Annotated in this window: 16 protein-coding genes; 8 read left to right on the top strand and 8 right to left on the bottom strand. The window is 67.7% G+C overall.

What is annotated here, in order from left to right; genetic code table 11:
- Positions 1-87 precede the first annotated feature (87 nt).
- Genes Q8L83_RS13345 through Q8L83_RS13330 form a run of 4 tightly spaced genes read left to right on the top strand, consistent with a single transcriptional unit; the run spans position 88 to position 4,466 of the window.
- Complete coding sequence (locus Q8L83_RS13345; protein ID WP_305287715.1) at positions 88-1,344, top strand: peptidylprolyl isomerase; 1,257 nt, start codon at positions 88-90, stop codon at positions 1,342-1,344.
- Positions 1,341-2,345: a 4-hydroxythreonine-4-phosphate dehydrogenase PdxA gene (pdxA, locus tag Q8L83_RS13340; protein WP_305287713.1), complete on the top strand. Its 1,005-nt coding sequence runs from the start codon at positions 1,341-1,343 to the stop codon at positions 2,343-2,345. Before Q8L83_RS13345 ends, pdxA begins: the two co-directional genes overlap by 4 nt.
- Complete coding sequence (gene rsmA, locus Q8L83_RS13335) at positions 2,342-3,172, top strand: 16S rRNA (adenine(1518)-N(6)/adenine(1519)-N(6))-dimethyltransferase RsmA (protein WP_305287711.1); 831 nt, start codon at positions 2,342-2,344, stop codon at positions 3,170-3,172. Before pdxA ends, rsmA begins: the two co-directional genes overlap by 4 nt.
- A gap of 46 nt (positions 3,173-3,218) precedes the next feature.
- Positions 3,219-4,466 (top strand): mechanosensitive ion channel family protein, encoded by a 1,248-nt coding sequence (locus Q8L83_RS13330; protein WP_305287709.1) that lies wholly within the window; start codon positions 3,219-3,221, stop codon positions 4,464-4,466.
- Here Q8L83_RS13330 and gmk read toward each other — a convergent pair.
- From gmk to fabD, 7 genes are all read right to left on the bottom strand, one after another.
- Positions 4,463-5,104, bottom strand: a complete 642-nt coding sequence (gene gmk, locus Q8L83_RS13325) for a guanylate kinase (RefSeq protein WP_305287707.1) — start codon at positions 5,102-5,104, stop codon at positions 4,463-4,465. The two genes, Q8L83_RS13330 and gmk, sit on opposite strands and share 4 nt — an antisense overlap.
- A gap of 39 nt (positions 5,105-5,143) precedes the next feature.
- The gene (locus tag Q8L83_RS13320) at positions 5,144-6,028 is read right to left on the bottom strand and encodes a YicC/YloC family endoribonuclease (RefSeq protein ID WP_305287705.1); all 885 of its coding nucleotides are present in this window, start codon (positions 6,026-6,028) and stop codon (positions 5,144-5,146) included.
- A gap of 46 nt (positions 6,029-6,074) precedes the next feature.
- Positions 6,075-7,175: an endolytic transglycosylase MltG gene (mltG, locus tag Q8L83_RS13315; protein ID WP_305287703.1), complete on the bottom strand. Its 1,101-nt coding sequence runs from the start codon at positions 7,173-7,175 to the stop codon at positions 6,075-6,077.
- Between the two features lie 4 nt (positions 7,176-7,179).
- Positions 7,180-8,475 carry a beta-ketoacyl-ACP synthase II gene (gene fabF / locus Q8L83_RS13310; RefSeq protein WP_305287701.1) on the bottom strand — a complete coding sequence of 432 codons (1,296 nt, stop codon included), beginning with the start codon at positions 8,473-8,475 and terminating at the stop codon, positions 7,180-7,182.
- A gap of 111 nt (positions 8,476-8,586) precedes the next feature.
- A complete protein-coding gene (locus Q8L83_RS13305; protein ID WP_293318447.1) occupies positions 8,587-8,826 on the bottom strand; it encodes an acyl carrier protein in 240 nt (79 codons plus the stop codon).
- A 185-nt stretch (positions 8,827-9,011) separates the two neighbouring features.
- On the bottom strand, positions 9,012-9,752 hold the full coding sequence (gene fabG, locus Q8L83_RS13300; RefSeq protein ID WP_305287699.1) for a 3-oxoacyl-[acyl-carrier-protein] reductase: 741 nt from the start codon (positions 9,750-9,752) through the stop codon (positions 9,012-9,014).
- A 27-nt stretch (positions 9,753-9,779) separates the two neighbouring features.
- Complete coding sequence (fabD, locus tag Q8L83_RS13295) at positions 9,780-10,724, bottom strand: ACP S-malonyltransferase (RefSeq protein ID WP_305287697.1); 945 nt, start codon at positions 10,722-10,724, stop codon at positions 9,780-9,782.
- A gap of 184 nt (positions 10,725-10,908) precedes the next feature.
- Between fabD and Q8L83_RS13290 the strand changes: the two genes are divergently transcribed.
- On the top strand, positions 10,909-11,553 hold the full coding sequence (locus tag Q8L83_RS13290) for a DsbA family protein (RefSeq protein WP_305287695.1): 645 nt from the start codon (positions 10,909-10,911) through the stop codon (positions 11,551-11,553).
- A gap of 5 nt (positions 11,554-11,558) precedes the next feature.
- On the opposite strand, the gene Q8L83_RS13285 is transcribed toward Q8L83_RS13290, so the two are convergent.
- Positions 11,559-11,957, bottom strand: coding sequence for a hypothetical protein (locus Q8L83_RS13285; RefSeq protein ID WP_305287693.1), 399 nt, complete (start codon positions 11,955-11,957; stop codon positions 11,559-11,561).
- Positions 11,958-12,120: 163 nt separating this feature from the next.
- On the opposite strand from Q8L83_RS13285, the gene Q8L83_RS13280 reads away from it, so the two are divergent.
- The 3 genes from Q8L83_RS13280 (at position 12,121) to rpsR (ending at position 13,567) form a co-directional block, all read left to right on the top strand.
- The gene (locus Q8L83_RS13280) at positions 12,121-12,684 is read left to right on the top strand and encodes a peroxiredoxin (protein WP_305287691.1); all 564 of its coding nucleotides are present in this window, start codon (positions 12,121-12,123) and stop codon (positions 12,682-12,684) included.
- A 188-nt stretch (positions 12,685-12,872) separates the two neighbouring features.
- Entirely contained in the window at positions 12,873-13,280 is a 408-nt protein-coding gene (rpsF, locus tag Q8L83_RS13275; RefSeq protein WP_300578734.1) for a 30S ribosomal protein S6, read from the top strand.
- Between the two features lie 17 nt (positions 13,281-13,297).
- On the top strand, positions 13,298-13,567 hold the full coding sequence (gene rpsR / locus Q8L83_RS13270; RefSeq protein WP_305287687.1) for a 30S ribosomal protein S18: 270 nt from the start codon (positions 13,298-13,300) through the stop codon (positions 13,565-13,567).
- Positions 13,568-13,627 lie beyond the last annotated feature (60 nt).

Raw genomic sequence — 13,627 nt, 5'->3', positions numbered from 1 at the left:
TTTTCTGCGCGTTCAGTCCGCGGCCGAGCGGCCTGCGGCGTCGCCCTTGCGGCCCTCCTGACGGCCGCCGCTCCCTCCAGCGTGGCGATGGCTCAAACCTCCGAAGCCGAGGCGCCCCAAGCGACGCCCGCCCCCCAGGTTCAACCCCAGGGGATGACCGAGTACGCGGCCGCCGTCGTCAATGACGAGATCATCTCGACCTATGACCTGGCGCAGCGGATGCGCCTGCTGATCGCCACGACAGGCGTTCAACCCACCGAACAGACCCTGCCGCAAATCCAGCAGGAGGCGCTGATCTCGCTCGTGGACGAGGCGCTGCAGTTCCAGGAACTTCGGCGCGTCGAGCGGGAACAGAAGTTCTCCATCATCGCCTCGGACGAGGATGTGAACGAGGAACTGGCCGAGATGGCCGCGGGCAACGAGATGACGCCCGAACAGTTCACCTCGATGCTTCAAAGCCAGGGCGTGCTCGCCTCCTTGCGTGAGCAGCTTCGCGCCCAGGCCAGCTGGCAGCGTTGGATCCAGGGGCGCTATGGCTCGCGCCTGCGGATTGGCGACGATCAGGTGCAGGCGGTGCTCGCCCAGCAGGCGGCTCAGGCCTCGCGCCCGCAGTTCCAGGTCAGCGAAGTCTTCATCGACGCCGCCCGCGTCGGGGGCATGGATACCGCCCTGCGCGGCGGCGAGCAGCTGGTCAGCCAGATGCAGCAGGGCGCGCCCTTCCAGGCCGTGGCCCGCCAGTTCTCCGCTGCGCCGACCGCCGCAGCCGGCGGCGACGCCGGCTGGATCGGTCCCGGCGAGATGCCGCCCGAGGTGGAACAGGCTCTCGAGCAGATGCGCCCGGGCCAGCTGTCGCGGCCGATCCCGGTCACTGACGGGGTCTATATCGTCTATCTGCGGGACAAGCGCTCAGGCGCCGGCGCTACGCTCGTCAGCCTCAAACAGGCGGCCATAGGCCTGCCGGCGGGTTCGGATCCTTCGGTCGTCGAGGCGACGCGGGCGCGTCTCATGACGCTGCGGTCGCAGATCACCGGCTGTGGCGATCTGGAAACTGTGGCCAATGGTCAGCAAGGCGTCGTGGCCGGCGACCTGGGCGAGGCCGAGATCGGCGATCTGGCTCCGGCCTTCCGCGCCGCGGCTGAAACGCTTGAGGTCGGCCAGCTCTCCGAGCCGATCCGCACCGACGCCGGGATGCACATCGTGGCGGTCTGCGGCAAGCGGGCCACCGGCGCCGACCAGCCGACGGCTCAACTGGTCGAGCGTCGGCTGTTCTTCCAGCAACTGGGCCTGATCGCCCGGCGTTATATGCGTGACCTTCGGAATTCCGCGACCATCGAGACCCGTTGAAAAACCGACCCCTCGCCGTAAGCCTCGGCGATCCCGCCGGCATCGGCCCGGAGATCGTCTTCAAGGCCTGGAGCGCCCTTCGGCACACCGGGCCCAGCTTTGTCGTGGTCGGCGATCTTCGCCAAGTCGCCGCCGGGTCTGCGGGCACAGCCGGGCTGGTCCGTCAGGTCAGCGCTGCTGACGACGCCAACCGCGTGTTCAGCCAGGCTGTCCCGGTCATCGACATCCCATTGCTGGAGCCGGTGGTCGCCGGAAACCCCTCGTCGCGGGCCGCCAAGGCCGTGATCGCCTGGATCGAGACCGCGGTTGGCCTGGCCCTGTCGGGCGCCGTCGGGGGTGTGGTGACCGCGCCCATCGCCAAGGAAAGTCTCTACGGCGCGGGCTTCCCCTTCCCTGGCCATACCGAGTTCCTGGGCGAGCTAACCCTGGCGCACCGCTATGACGGCGCGCGGGGGCCCATCATGATGTTGGCCGCCCCTGGCCTGCGCGTCTCCCTGGTGACCGTCCACAAGCCCCTGGCCGAGGTGCCGGCGTCGCTGAGCGTGGAAAAGATCGTCAATGCCGGGCTGGTGACCGCCCAGGCCCTGCGCCGGGACTTCGGCATCGAACGCCCCCGTCTGGCGGTCGCCGGACTTAATCCCCATGCCGGCGAGAACGGGACGATAGGCCGTGAAGAGGTCCAGATTGTCGGCCCCGCCGTGCGCGCCCTGCGCGACCTGGGCGTCGCCGCGACGGGCCCCAGCCCCGCCGACAGCCTGTTCCACGAGGCGGCGCGGGCGAAGTATGACGCCGTCCTCTGCCTCTATCACGACCAGGCCCTGATCCCGGTGAAGATGCTCGACTTCTGGGGCGGGGTGAACATCACCCTGGGCCTGCCCATCGTTCGAACCTCGCCGGACCACGGCACGGCCTTCGACATCGCCGGCCGCGGCCTGGCCAGGGCCGACAGCATGATCGCCGCCATCCGCATGGCCAAAGAGATTGCTGACCGTCGACTATGAGCGCGCTTACAGACCTGCCGCCCCTGCGCCAGAGCCTCGAAGCCCATGGGCTGATGGCCGACAAGGGCCTGGGCCAGCACTTCCTGCTCGACCTCAACATCACCCGCAAGATCGCCCGGCTGGCGGGGCCTCTCGATGGCCTGACGGTGATCGAGGTGGGGCCAGGGCCCGGCGGTCTGACCCGCGCGCTGCTTGAGGCGGGCGCGCATGTGACGGTCATTGAGAAGGATGAGCGTTTTCTGCCGCTTCTCAATGAGTTGTCAGAAGTCTCTGAGGGCCAACTTCGCATCATCATGGGTGATGCGCTCAAGGCTGACGAAGCCGCATTGGCCACGAACCAACCCGTCCCGATCGTCGCCAACCTGCCCTATAATGTGGGAACGGCCCTCCTGATCAAATGGCTGACCGGCGCCTACCGACCGGCGTCCATGACGCTGATGTTCCAGAAGGAGGTCGCCGAGCGGATCGTCGCCCGCCCTGGGGACGACGCCTATGGCCGCCTGGCCGTCATCGCCCAGGCCACGGCCAAGGCCAGGATCGTGATGGAGGCGCCGGCCCGGGCCTTCACCCCGCCGCCCAAGGTCGACTCCGCCGTGGTCCGCCTCGACCCCCATGACATGCGGCCGCCAGAACCCTTGCTGGCGGCCCTGGAACGGATCACCCAGGCCGCCTTTGGCCAGCGCCGAAAGATGCTGCGCTCCAGCCTCAAGGTCCTCGGGGGCGGCGAACTCTGCGAAGCCGCCGGCATCGATCCCTCGCGCCGCGCCGAGACCCTGGCCCTGGAGGAGTTCCTGGCTCTGGCTGGCAAGCTCCTGGAGCGGCCCTAGCTCACAAGCCTTGCCCCTGCGGGGTCGGCTCCTCTAGGACCGGGCCATGTTCGAACTCGACCTGACCCTGAGCAGCCTCAACGACTATCCGCATCTCCAGACCCTGGCCGGTCTGGGCGCGCTGGCGCTGCTGGCCGCGATCATCAACTGGCTGACCCACCACGTCCTCCTGCGCATCGTCCGCCGCGCGCTCAGCCTGTCGCTGAAGGACAGGTCCGAGACCGTCTTCCGGGAGGTCATGGCCCGCCTGGCCAATGTGGCGCCGGCCATCGTGATCTATCAGGGCGTGCTGGTGGTGCCGAACCTGCCGCCGGAAGCCGAGACCGTCGTGCGGAACGTCGCCGCGGCCTTCATGATCCTGACGGTGATCCTGGCGCTCACCGGCGGGCTCAACCTGGTCAACGAGCTCTATTCCCGCCGCCCTGAGGCCCGGCAACGGCCCATCAAGGGCTATATCCAGGTCGGTAAGATCATCCTCTACGCCGCCGCGGCCATCCTGGTGGTGGCTACCCTGCTCGACCGCTCGCCCCTGCTGCTGATCTCGGGCCTGGGCGCCATGGCTGCGGTCCTGCTGCTGGTGTTCAAGGACACGATCCTGTCCCTGGTGGCCTCGGTACAGCTGACCAGCAACGACATGATCCGCGTGGGCGACTGGATCGAGATGCCGCAGCTGAACGCCAACGGCGACGTCATCGACCTGGCCCTTCACACGGTGAAGATCCAGAACTTCGACAAGACCATCACCGCCATTCCCACCTGGCGGCTGATCAATGAGTCCTTCGTCAACTGGCGCGGGATGCAGGAGTCTGGCGGGCGGCGTATCATGCGCTCGGTGCTGCTGGACCAGACGTCGATCCGCTTCCTCACGCCCGATGAGCGGGACGGTCTTCGCCGTTTCGCCCTGCTCGACGTCTATCTCGACAGCAAGGCCAAGGATCTTGAGGCCTGGAACGAGTCCCTGATCCGGTCGGGCCGTGACCCGGTCAACACCCGACGCCTGACCAATGTCGGCACGTTCCGCGCTTACATGCTGGCCTATCTGAAGGTTCATCCCGGCGTGGCCAAGGACAAGACGATCATGGTGCGCCAGCGGGACCCGACCCCGGAGGGCCTGCCCCTAGAGGTGTACTGCTTCGCCAATACGGTGGAGTGGGGCGCCTATGAGGCGATCCAAAGCGATCTCTTCGATCACTTCCTGGCCATCCTGCCTGAGTTCGATCTACGCCTGTTCCAGGCCCCGACCGGCCGCGACATGCGGGCGATGACGGACGGCCTCAGGTCGTCCGAAGCCTAGATCTGTTCGTCCAGCAGGGTCTGAACGAAGGTCTTCAGGCCCGGGTTGCGGACCCGCTTCTGGCGCTCGGCGTGGTAGATGTGGGCGAGATCGGCGAAGGCCCGGTCATAGTCGTCATTGACGATGACGTAGTCGTAGTCCACCGCGCGCTCGATTTCGCCATAGGCCCGCCCCAGGCGGCGCTGGATGACGTCTTCGCGATCCTGCGCGCGCGCGTGCAGCCGCCGCGACAGTTCGGCCATGCTGGGGGGCAGGATGAAGACCCGCACGACGTCGCTCGGCGCCTTCTCGGCGATCTGGGCCGCGCCTTGCCAGTCGATGTCGAACAGCACGTCCTGGCCCTGGCCCAAGGCCTCCATCACCGGCGCCTTGGGGCTGCCGTAGCGATGCTCGTGCACATTGGCCCATTCCAGGAAGGCGTCCTGCTCGATCATCGCATCGAAGGCGGGCCGGTCCACGAAATGGTACTCTCGGCCATCCTCCTCCCCTGGCCGCGGATCGCGCGTGGTGGCGGAGATCGACAGGTTCAGGTCCGCGTGATCGGCCACCAGACGGCGCGACAGCGATGTCTTGCCGGCCCCCGAGGGGCTGGAGATTAGCAGCATAAGGCCGCGGCGGGGAACGGAAGTGTAGGGCATCAGGATTCGATCTGCGCGCGGCCGGAGGAGTCGCGCTCTCTATTCCACATTCTGCACCTGCTCGCGAAGCTGCTCGATCACGGCCTTGAGCTCGAGCCCCACCGCGGTCAGGCTTGAAAGCGCCGACTTGGAGCAGAGGGTGTTGGCCTCGCGCATGAATTCCTGGGTCAGGAAGTCCAGCCGGCGCCCCACCGGCCCGTCGCCGGCCAACAGGTCTCGGGCCGAATCCACGTGGCCGGCCAGACGGTCGAGCTCCTCACGGACATCGACCTTGACCGCCATGGCCGCGGCCTCCTGCACGATGCGCTCCTCCAGGCCGGCCGGATCGCCGATCAGCTCGCGCATCCGCCGCTCGAACCGGGCTTTCAGGACCGCCGGCTGCTCTTCGGCGAGAGCGCCAGCCTGGGCGGTGAGTTGTGCGATCTTTTCAGTCAGGCCGGTCAGCACACCGGTCAGGGCCGCGCCCTCGGCGTCGCGCGCCGCCTTAAGGGCGTCCAGCGCCTGGCCGATAGAAGCAGCCATCGCCTGCTCAAGGCTTGCCTGGGCTTCCGGATCGGCGTCGGGCTCGGCGGCTTCGATGACGCCGCGAAGGGCCAGCAGGCCATCCAGGCTGGGCGGCGACGCGCGGCCCGCGGCCACCAGGGGCGCGGTCGCCTCCAGATAGCGCTCCACCTGGTCAAGATTGATCCGCACCTGGACCTGGCCCTCGGCCCGCTTGGCCTGCAGGCCGACGGTCACCTGGCCCCGTTGAAACCGCGCCTGGGCGCCTTCCCGCGCGGCGCGTTCGAGACCGTCGAAGCCGGGGGGGCCGCGAAACCGGACATCGAGATTGCGCCCATTGACCGAGCGCGCCTCGGCCGCCCAGCTCCAGTCGCCCTGCGCCCCTTCCACCCGGCCAAAGCCCGTCATCCCTGAGATCGTCATGCTCGATTGTCTTTCCTTGGCGCGCTCCAGGTTCCCAGCGGGGACGTCAAGGCGCGGCCGGAACCTGGGGCGCGGCGGCTGGCGATTCGGACCCGCTGGCCGCCGGAGGCGCAGGCGTGCGATTGCGCTCGATCTCCCGCCAGCGGCTCACATTGCGCCGGTGCTCGTCATAGCTCGTTGCGAAGGCATGGCCCCCGCTGCCGTCAGCCACGAAGAACAGATAGTCGGTCTGGGGCGGATCCAGCACCGCCGCCAGGGCCGCCCGGCCAGGATTGCAGATCGGCGTCGGGGGCAGCCCGTCGATCATATAGGTGTTGTACGGCGTCGCGCCGGTCAGCTCGGACATGCGGATGCCACGCCCCAGGGGCCGCCCCTTGGTCAGGCCGTAGATGATGGTGGGATCGCTCTCCAGGCGCATGCCGCGGCGTAGGCGGTTGACGAACACCGAGGCGACCTGCGGACGCTCGCTCGCTACGCCGGTCTCCTTTTCCACCACCGACGCCAGGATCACGGCCTCTTCGGGGCTTTGCACCGGCAGGCCAGGCTGACGCCTGGACCACAGGAGCGCCAGAACCTCGTCATGGGCGTCCATCATCCGCTGCAGGACGGCGGCCCGGTCTTCGCCCCGCTCGATCTGGTAGGTCTCGGGCAGGATCACCCCTTCGGGCGGGGCCGGCGCCACGCCGGTCAGGAGCGGGTTTTCCGCGAGGATTTCCACCACCATCTCCGACGTCATGCCCTCGGGTATGGTCACGAAGTGGCGGACCACCTTGCCGGCCCGGATGTCGTTCAGGACCCGGGCCATGGAGGCGCGACTGGGGAACTCATACTCCCCGGCCTTGAGCTCCCGCGCCGCGCCAGTGGCCTGGGCGGCGGCGAGAAAGATCGGCGCCGAGGAGATGACGCCGGACGTTTCGAGCGTGCTGGCGATCTCCGGCAGGCCGGCCCCGCGGCGGAGCATCACCGTCGTGGTTTCCGAAGTCGCCTCTGGGCCAGGGCCACGGTACATCCACGTCGCCCAGAGGCCCGCCAGCACCAGGACCAGGAGAAAGGTCAAGGCGGCGCTGGTCAGCGTCACGATCAGGCGACGCAGGGGCGAGGACCCGGCGCCCTTCTTGGCCGGTCGGGCGCGGGGCTTTCGGGCCATCGGCTCAGACTTGCTTGAACACCACGGAGGCGTTCGTGCCGCCGAAGCCGAAGCTGTTGGACAGCGCCACCTTGATCTCCCGCGGCTGGGCCTTGTTGGCGGCCAGGTCGATGGGCGTCTGAACCGAGGGATTGTCCAGATTAATGGTCGGCGGCGCGATCTGGTCGCGGATGGCCAGGCAGGTGAAGGCCGCCTCGATGGCGCCCGCCGCCCCCAGCAGATGGCCTGTGGCCGACTTGGTCGAGGACATGGTCACCCGTGAGGCCGCATCGCCCAGCATCCGCTCGACCGCCCCAAGCTCGATCTCGTCGCCGAGGGGCGTCGAGGTGCCGTGGGCGTTGATATAGTCGATGTCGGCCGGGGAGATGCCGGCGTCCTTGATGGCCGCCTGCATGGCGCGGAAGCCGCCGTCGCCGTCCTCGGCCGGGGCCGTGATGTGATAGGCGTCGCCCGCCAGGCCGTAGCCGGCGACTTCGGCGTAAATCTTGGCCCCCCGGGCCTTGGCGTGCTCGTATTCTTCCAGCACCAGGACGCCGGCGCCCTCGCCCATCACAAAGCCGTCGCGGTCCTTGTCATAGGGCCGGCTGGCCTTGGTCGGGTTGTCGTTGAAGTCGGTCGACATGGCGCGGCAGGCGATGAAGCCGGCGATGCCCACCGGGCAGATGGCCGCCTCGGCGCCGCCGGCGATCATCACGTCGGCGTCGCCATACTTGATCAGGCGCGCGGCGTCGCCGACCGCATGGGCCCCCGTGGCGCAGGCCGTCACCACCGAGTGGTTGGGGCCCTTGAAGCCGTGGCGGATCGAAACCTGGCCCGAGGCCAGATTGATCAGGGCCGACGGAATGAAGAAGGGGCTAACCCGGCGGGGGCCCTTTTCGTGCAGCTCGATGCTGGTCTTCTCGATGGTCGCCAGACCGCCAATGCCCGAGCCGATGATGACGCCGGTCCGCTCGCGGCCCTCGTCGTCCTCCGGCGCCCATCCGGAGTCGCGCACGGCTTCGTCGGCCGCGGCGATGGCGTAGAGGATGAAGTCGTCGATCCGCCGCTGATCCTTGGACGACATGACGGCGTCGGGATCGAAGGCGCCCTCGACATCGGGGCCGCCGCCGCCGCGACCGTCGACGCGGGGCACTTCGCAGGCGACGTTGCAGGCATAGTCGCTGGCGTCGAAGGTCGTGATGTTCCCGGCGCCGGACTTGCCGGCCAGGATCGCCTTCCAGGTGACCTCGACGCCCGAACCGAGCGGGGTCACAAGGCCAAGACCGGTCACGACGACGCGGCGGGTGTTAGGGTTCGACATGGCGTTTTCTACTCCCCAGCCGCCTAAACGAAAACCGCCGCGCCTCTCTGGCGCAGGGGCCTAAGGGACGCGGCGGTCATTATCGGTACTTCAGGGCGAGACGCCCAGGCGTCAGGCGCCCAGACGTTCCTGAATGAACTTCACGGCGTCGCCGACCGTCTGAATATGCTCAGCGGCGTCGTCCGGGATTTCGATATCGAATTCTTCTTCAAAGGCCATGACCAGCTCGACGTTGTCGAGGCTGTCCGCGCCCAGGTCGTCGATGAAGCTGGCCTTCTCAGTGACCTTCTCGGGATCGGCGTCGAGGTGCTCGATGACGATCTTGCGCACGCGTTCCAGAATGTCGGACATTCGCTTTTAGTCCCTCTAATTTCAACTGATGCATCCGCGACGGGAGACTGCTTGTCAACCGTCGCCGGTGTTGGGTTTGAGACCTCGGACGTGGTCCCGGGCAGTCCAGGCCAGCTCAATCGGCGTGCGCCGTAGCATGTTCCCACCGGCGAGGCCAGCGGGCAGCAGACGCCGAAAACCAGCCCTCAGATCATCGCCATGCCACCATTCACATGCAGGGTCTGGCCGGTGACATAGGCGGCTTCCGCGCTGGCCAGATAGACGCAGGACGCGGCGATTTCGTCGCCCGTGCCCAGACGACCGGCCGGAATTGTCGAAAGAATCTGACCCTTCTGAGCCTCGTTCAGGGCCTCGGTCATCGGGCTTTCGATGAAGCCCGGCGCGATGCAGTTGACCGTGATTCCCCGGCTGGCGACCTCCTGGGCGAGCGCCTTGGAGAAGCCGATCATCCCGGCCTTCGAGGCCGCATAGTTGGTCTGGCCGGGATTGCCCATCACACCCACCACCGAGGTGATGCCGATGATTCGCCCATGACGGCGCTTCATCATGCCCTTCACAGCTGCGCGACTGAGCCGGAAATAGGACTCCAGGTTCACCCGGATCACCGAATCCCAGTCCTCATCCTTCATCCGCATCAACAGTCCGTCGCGGGTGATGCCGGCATTGGCCACCAGGATGTCCAGGGGCGCGCCGGCGGCGGCCTCGGCCTTGGCGACCAGTCCATCGACAGACTCGGCGTCCGACAGATTGGCCGAGGCGATGCTGACCCGCTCCTTGAGTTCGCCAGCCAGGTCCTCAAGCACGGCCTCGCGCGTGCCCGACAGGGTCACGTGGGCGCCCTGGGCGTGGAGGGCGCGGGCGAGGGCTGCGCCGATGCCTCCCGTCGCGCCGGTCACCAGGGCGGTCTTTCCAGACAGATCAAACATCTAAAGCGCCTCCATGGCGGTTTCGGCTCAGAGGGACTTGGCGAAGGCTTCGAGGTCGGCCGGCGCATTCAGCGGCGTCGCCTCGGCGTCGGGGGAGATGCGCTTGACCATGCCCGACAGCACCTTGCCGGCCCCGGCCTCGGCGAAGCGGGTCACCCCGCCGGTCTCCACCAGCCAGGCGATGCTCTCGCGCCAGCGCACCCGGCCAGTCACCTGCTCCACCAGCAGGCGGCGGATCTCTTCGGGATCGTGAACCGGACGGGCGGTGACATTGGCCACCAGCGGCGCGCGGGGCGAGACGATGGTCGCCGCCGCCAGCGCCTCGGCCATCTCGTCGGCGGCCGGCTGCATCAGGGGACAATGGAAGGGGGCGGACACGTTCAGCGGAATGGCGCGGGCGCCCAGCTCCTTAGCCTTCTCCACCGCGCGGTCGACCGCGGCCTTGGCGCCGGAGATCACCACATTGCCCTGGTTGTTGTCGTTGGCCACGACGCAGACGCCGACCTCGGCGCCGGCGGCCGCCGCGGCTTCGGCCAGGGCGACATCGGTCTTGGGCCCGATCAGGGAGGCCATGGCGCCCTCGCCCACCGGCACGGCTCGCTGCATGGCCTGGCCTCTCAATTTCAGCAGGCGGGCGGTGTCGGCCAGGCTGATGGATCCCGCAGCGGCCAGGGCCGAATACTCGCCAAGGCTATGGCCGGCCACGAAGGCGGCCTTGTCGACGCCCAGGCCAAACTCGTGCTCCAGCACCCGGGTGACCGCCAGGCTGACCGCCATCAGGGCCGGCTGTGCGTTCTCGGTCAGGGTCAGGTCGCCCTCTGGGCCATCGCGCATCAGGGCGAAAAGCTTCTGTCCCAGTGCGTCGTCCACCTCCTGGAAGACTTCCCGAGCGGGGGCGAAGGCGGTGGCGAGATCGACGCCCATGCCGATGGCCTGGCTGCCCTGGCCGGGGAAGATGAAGGCGAGGCTCATGGATGCGCTCCCTGCAAGGCGGCGTCCGGCTGGCGGCGCGCGCTCTGGTCGATTCCGAGCCGCGAGGGTTAGGGGATTAGGCCGAAGGCGGCAAGCTTGGGGCCATCCCCCGGGGTGACGGGGGCGATGCAATGAGTCAGACTTTACGGCCTTCTCATTCCCAAAGGCTCGCCGGAAACCGCCCATGGACGACCGCCATCTGATCTACTTCGCCGATCCCATGTGTTCCTGGTGCTACGGGTTCTGGCCGGTGATCACGGCGGTGCGTCTGGCCTTTGGCGAGACCCTGCCGATCCGCCTGGTCATGGGCGGTCTGCGCCCCGGCGTCGCCGAACCGATGACCGAGGCGGCCAAGGTCGAACTGCGCAGCCATTGGGTCCATGTGGCCGAAGCCTCCGGCCAGGGCTTTTCCGATGAGGCCATGGCTCAGCCGGGCTTCACCTACGACACCGACCCCGCGGCCCGCGCCGTGGTGGTGATCCGCCGCGAGCGGCCGGACCTGGCCATCGATTATCTCGGCGCCATCCAGCACGCCTTCTATGGAGAGGGGCGTGACGTGACTCAGGAACAGGTGCTGAGCGATATCCTGGCCGAGGTGGTCCCGGGCGCCGATATCGACGCCTTCCAGGCCACCTGGCGCAGCGAGGACGCCCGCAACGAGACCTGGGCCGACTACGCCATTTCGCAGAAGGCCGGCGTCACAGGCTTTCCCACCCTGGTGGGCGGCCCCGATGAGTCCGGGCAGTATGGCGCTGTGACCCGCGGCTTTGCGCCAGCTCAGCAGGTGCTGCCCGTCCTGGCCGACTGGATCGGCCGGCCCATGCACTGATCGGGTCAGGCGCTCGGCGCCGGCCCACAGTTGAGATAGCCCCGCTCGACCATCCGACGCATGGCTTCGTAGGCCTCGGTCAGTTCCTCGAAGGCCGATCGCAGATGGGCGAGCCTGGAGACTTCCGTCGGCCCCAGGAGATGGGAGCGCTGGCTCAAGGCCACGGCTTCGGCCACCCAGGCGGCCCGGGCGTGGGCCGCGGCGATCGCCAGGCGCTGGAACTTGGCCACGTCCACAGCCCCCAGCATCTGGGCCACGACCTCGCGATTGGAGGCGAAGGCGGTGTAGTCGATCTGCTCGAGCAGCCCACGCAGACGGCGCTGGGCGGCGGGATCGCTATCGTCCTGCGGCTCGAAATGGTCGGAGACGGTCCGACGGTATGAGGACGTCATCATGGAAGACATGCGCTTCCTCCCTGCCGGAAGTCAGATATCCGGACCATCGCATCATAGATTCGCTTGATTAATTTTCATTTGCCGCCGGACTGGATGCGCGAAGAACGGGTTGCGCGAAGACAGGCGGCGAGCACGGCCGTATAACGAAGGTCATCTTCAAGGGAGCCGCACCATGTCACGCCTGCAAGGCCTTCTGGCGTCCACCCTGCCCGCGGTCGCCCTGGCTGCGGCCTTTGCGACGCCGGCTCAGGCCGCCCTGGCCCCCGGCGCCCGCGCACCGGACTTCAAGGCGCCGGCGTTCCTGGCGGGCAAGCCCACAGCCTTCTCCCTGGCCGAGGCCCGGGCCAAGGGACCTGTCGTCGTCTACTTCTTCCCTGCCGCCGAAACCGCCGGCTGCAACCTGGAAGCCCGGCTGTTCGCCGAAGCCGTAGACGAGTTCAGAAGGAATGGCGCCACCGTCATCGGCGTGACCGCCGGCAATCTGGATCGCCTGCAGGCCTTCTCGGCCGACACCGAGAAGTGCGCCGGCAAGTTCCCGGTCGCCAGCGACCCCGGGGCCAAGATCGCCAAGCAGTACGACGCCACCCTCGCCGTGCGCCCGGGCTGGTCGAGCCGGACCTCCTATGTGATCGCCCCGGACGGCAAGGTGCTGCACGCCTTCAGCGCGTCGTCGCCCAACGACCACGTCGCCGAGACCCTGAGCGCGGTGAAGGCCTGGAAGAGCGCCGCGCGCTGAGGCGCCCGCCTTGGCCCAAGCCCTTGCTCTTGGGAGGGATTTCGCGTACTAGCCCGCCTCTTCACGGATGGCGGTCTCTAGCCGGAACGCGAACAGGTCGGGATAAGCTCGACCGCCGCGCCTGAGATCCATCGCGTCTGCGGAACTTCCGCCCCAGACGCGCCGCCCTCCCCAACGGAAGAGGAACAATGGCGCTTTACGAACACGTGGTCATTTCGCGGCAGGATATCTCGCCGCAACAGGCCGAAGCCCTGAACGACCAGCTCAAGGCGATGATCGAGGAAACCGGCGGAGCCGTGGCCAAGATCGAGTACTGGGGCCTCCGCAACCTCACCTATCGCATCAAGAAGAACCGCAAGGGTCACTACTCCCTGCTGGCCATCGATGCGAAGCCCGAGGCCGTCAAGGAGATGGAGCGCCAGCTCTCCCTCAACGAAGACGTCCTTCGCTACATGACCGTTCGCGTCGAAGAACTGGACCTGGAGCTGTCTCCGGTTCTGGCCCGTCGCGACCGTGATCGTGAGCCCCGCCGTGAAGATGGCCCCCGTCGTGACGGCGAAGGCCGTCGTGACGAACCGCGCCGCGACGACGCCTAAGGGGAGGATCTGGAACCATGACCGATACGAACAACACCGACGCCCCGGCCTCCGCCGCTGCGCCCCGTCGCCCCTTCTTCCGTCGCCGCAAGGTTTGCCCGTTCTCGGGCGCCGGCGCGCCGAAGATCGACTACAAGGATGTGAAGCTGCTTCAGCGCTACGTGTCCGAACGTGGCAAGATCGTGCCCTCGCGGATCACCGCCGTGTCGGCCAAGAAGCAGCGTGAACTGGCCCGCGCCATCAAGCGCGCCCGCTTCCTCGCCCTTCTTCCCTACGTCGTGAAGTAAGGGACCAGGATCATGAAGGTCATTCTGCTCGAACGCGTCGAAGGCCGTGGCGGCCTCGGC

The organism is Phenylobacterium sp., from assembly GCF_030680185.1.
Taxonomy (GTDB): Bacteria; Pseudomonadota; Alphaproteobacteria; order Caulobacterales; family Caulobacteraceae; genus Phenylobacterium.
The sequence above is the reverse complement of the archived record's forward strand: the minus strand, read 5'-3'. Positions and strand labels throughout refer to the sequence as shown.

Coding starts and splice junctions, on each gene's coding strand:
- Q8L83_RS13290 (WP_305287695.1), top strand. CDS start 10,909: ATGGACGACCGCCATCTGATCTACTTCGCCGATCCCATGTGTTCCTGG.
- rpsF (WP_300578734.1), top strand. CDS start 12,873: ATGGCGCTTTACGAACACGTGGTCATTTCGCGGCAGGATATCTCGCCG.
- mltG (WP_305287703.1), bottom strand. CDS start 7,175: ATGGCCCGAAAGCCCCGCGCCCGACCGGCCAAGAAGGGCGCCGGGTCC.
- rsmA (WP_305287711.1), top strand. CDS start 2,342: ATGAGCGCGCTTACAGACCTGCCGCCCCTGCGCCAGAGCCTCGAAGCC.
- Q8L83_RS13305 (WP_293318447.1), bottom strand. CDS start 8,826: ATGTCCGACATTCTGGAACGCGTGCGCAAGATCGTCATCGAGCACCTC.
- Q8L83_RS13330 (WP_305287709.1), top strand. CDS start 3,219: ATGTTCGAACTCGACCTGACCCTGAGCAGCCTCAACGACTATCCGCAT.
- Q8L83_RS13320 (WP_305287705.1), bottom strand. CDS start 6,028: ATGACGATCTCAGGGATGACGGGCTTTGGCCGGGTGGAAGGGGCGCAG.
- gmk (WP_305287707.1), bottom strand. CDS start 5,104: ATGCCCTACACTTCCGTTCCCCGCCGCGGCCTTATGCTGCTAATCTCC.
- Q8L83_RS13280 (WP_305287691.1), top strand. CDS start 12,121: ATGTCACGCCTGCAAGGCCTTCTGGCGTCCACCCTGCCCGCGGTCGCC.
- fabF (WP_305287701.1), bottom strand. CDS start 8,475: ATGTCGAACCCTAACACCCGCCGCGTCGTCGTGACCGGTCTTGGCCTT.
- Q8L83_RS13345 (WP_305287715.1), top strand. CDS start 88: ATGGCTCAAACCTCCGAAGCCGAGGCGCCCCAAGCGACGCCCGCCCCC.
- fabD (WP_305287697.1), bottom strand. CDS start 10,724: ATGAGCCTCGCCTTCATCTTCCCCGGCCAGGGCAGCCAGGCCATCGGC.
- fabG (WP_305287699.1), bottom strand. CDS start 9,752: ATGTTTGATCTGTCTGGAAAGACCGCCCTGGTGACCGGCGCGACGGGA.
- rpsR (WP_305287687.1), top strand. CDS start 13,298: ATGACCGATACGAACAACACCGACGCCCCGGCCTCCGCCGCTGCGCCC.
- Q8L83_RS13285 (WP_305287693.1), bottom strand. CDS start 11,957: ATGTCTTCCATGATGACGTCCTCATACCGTCGGACCGTCTCCGACCAT.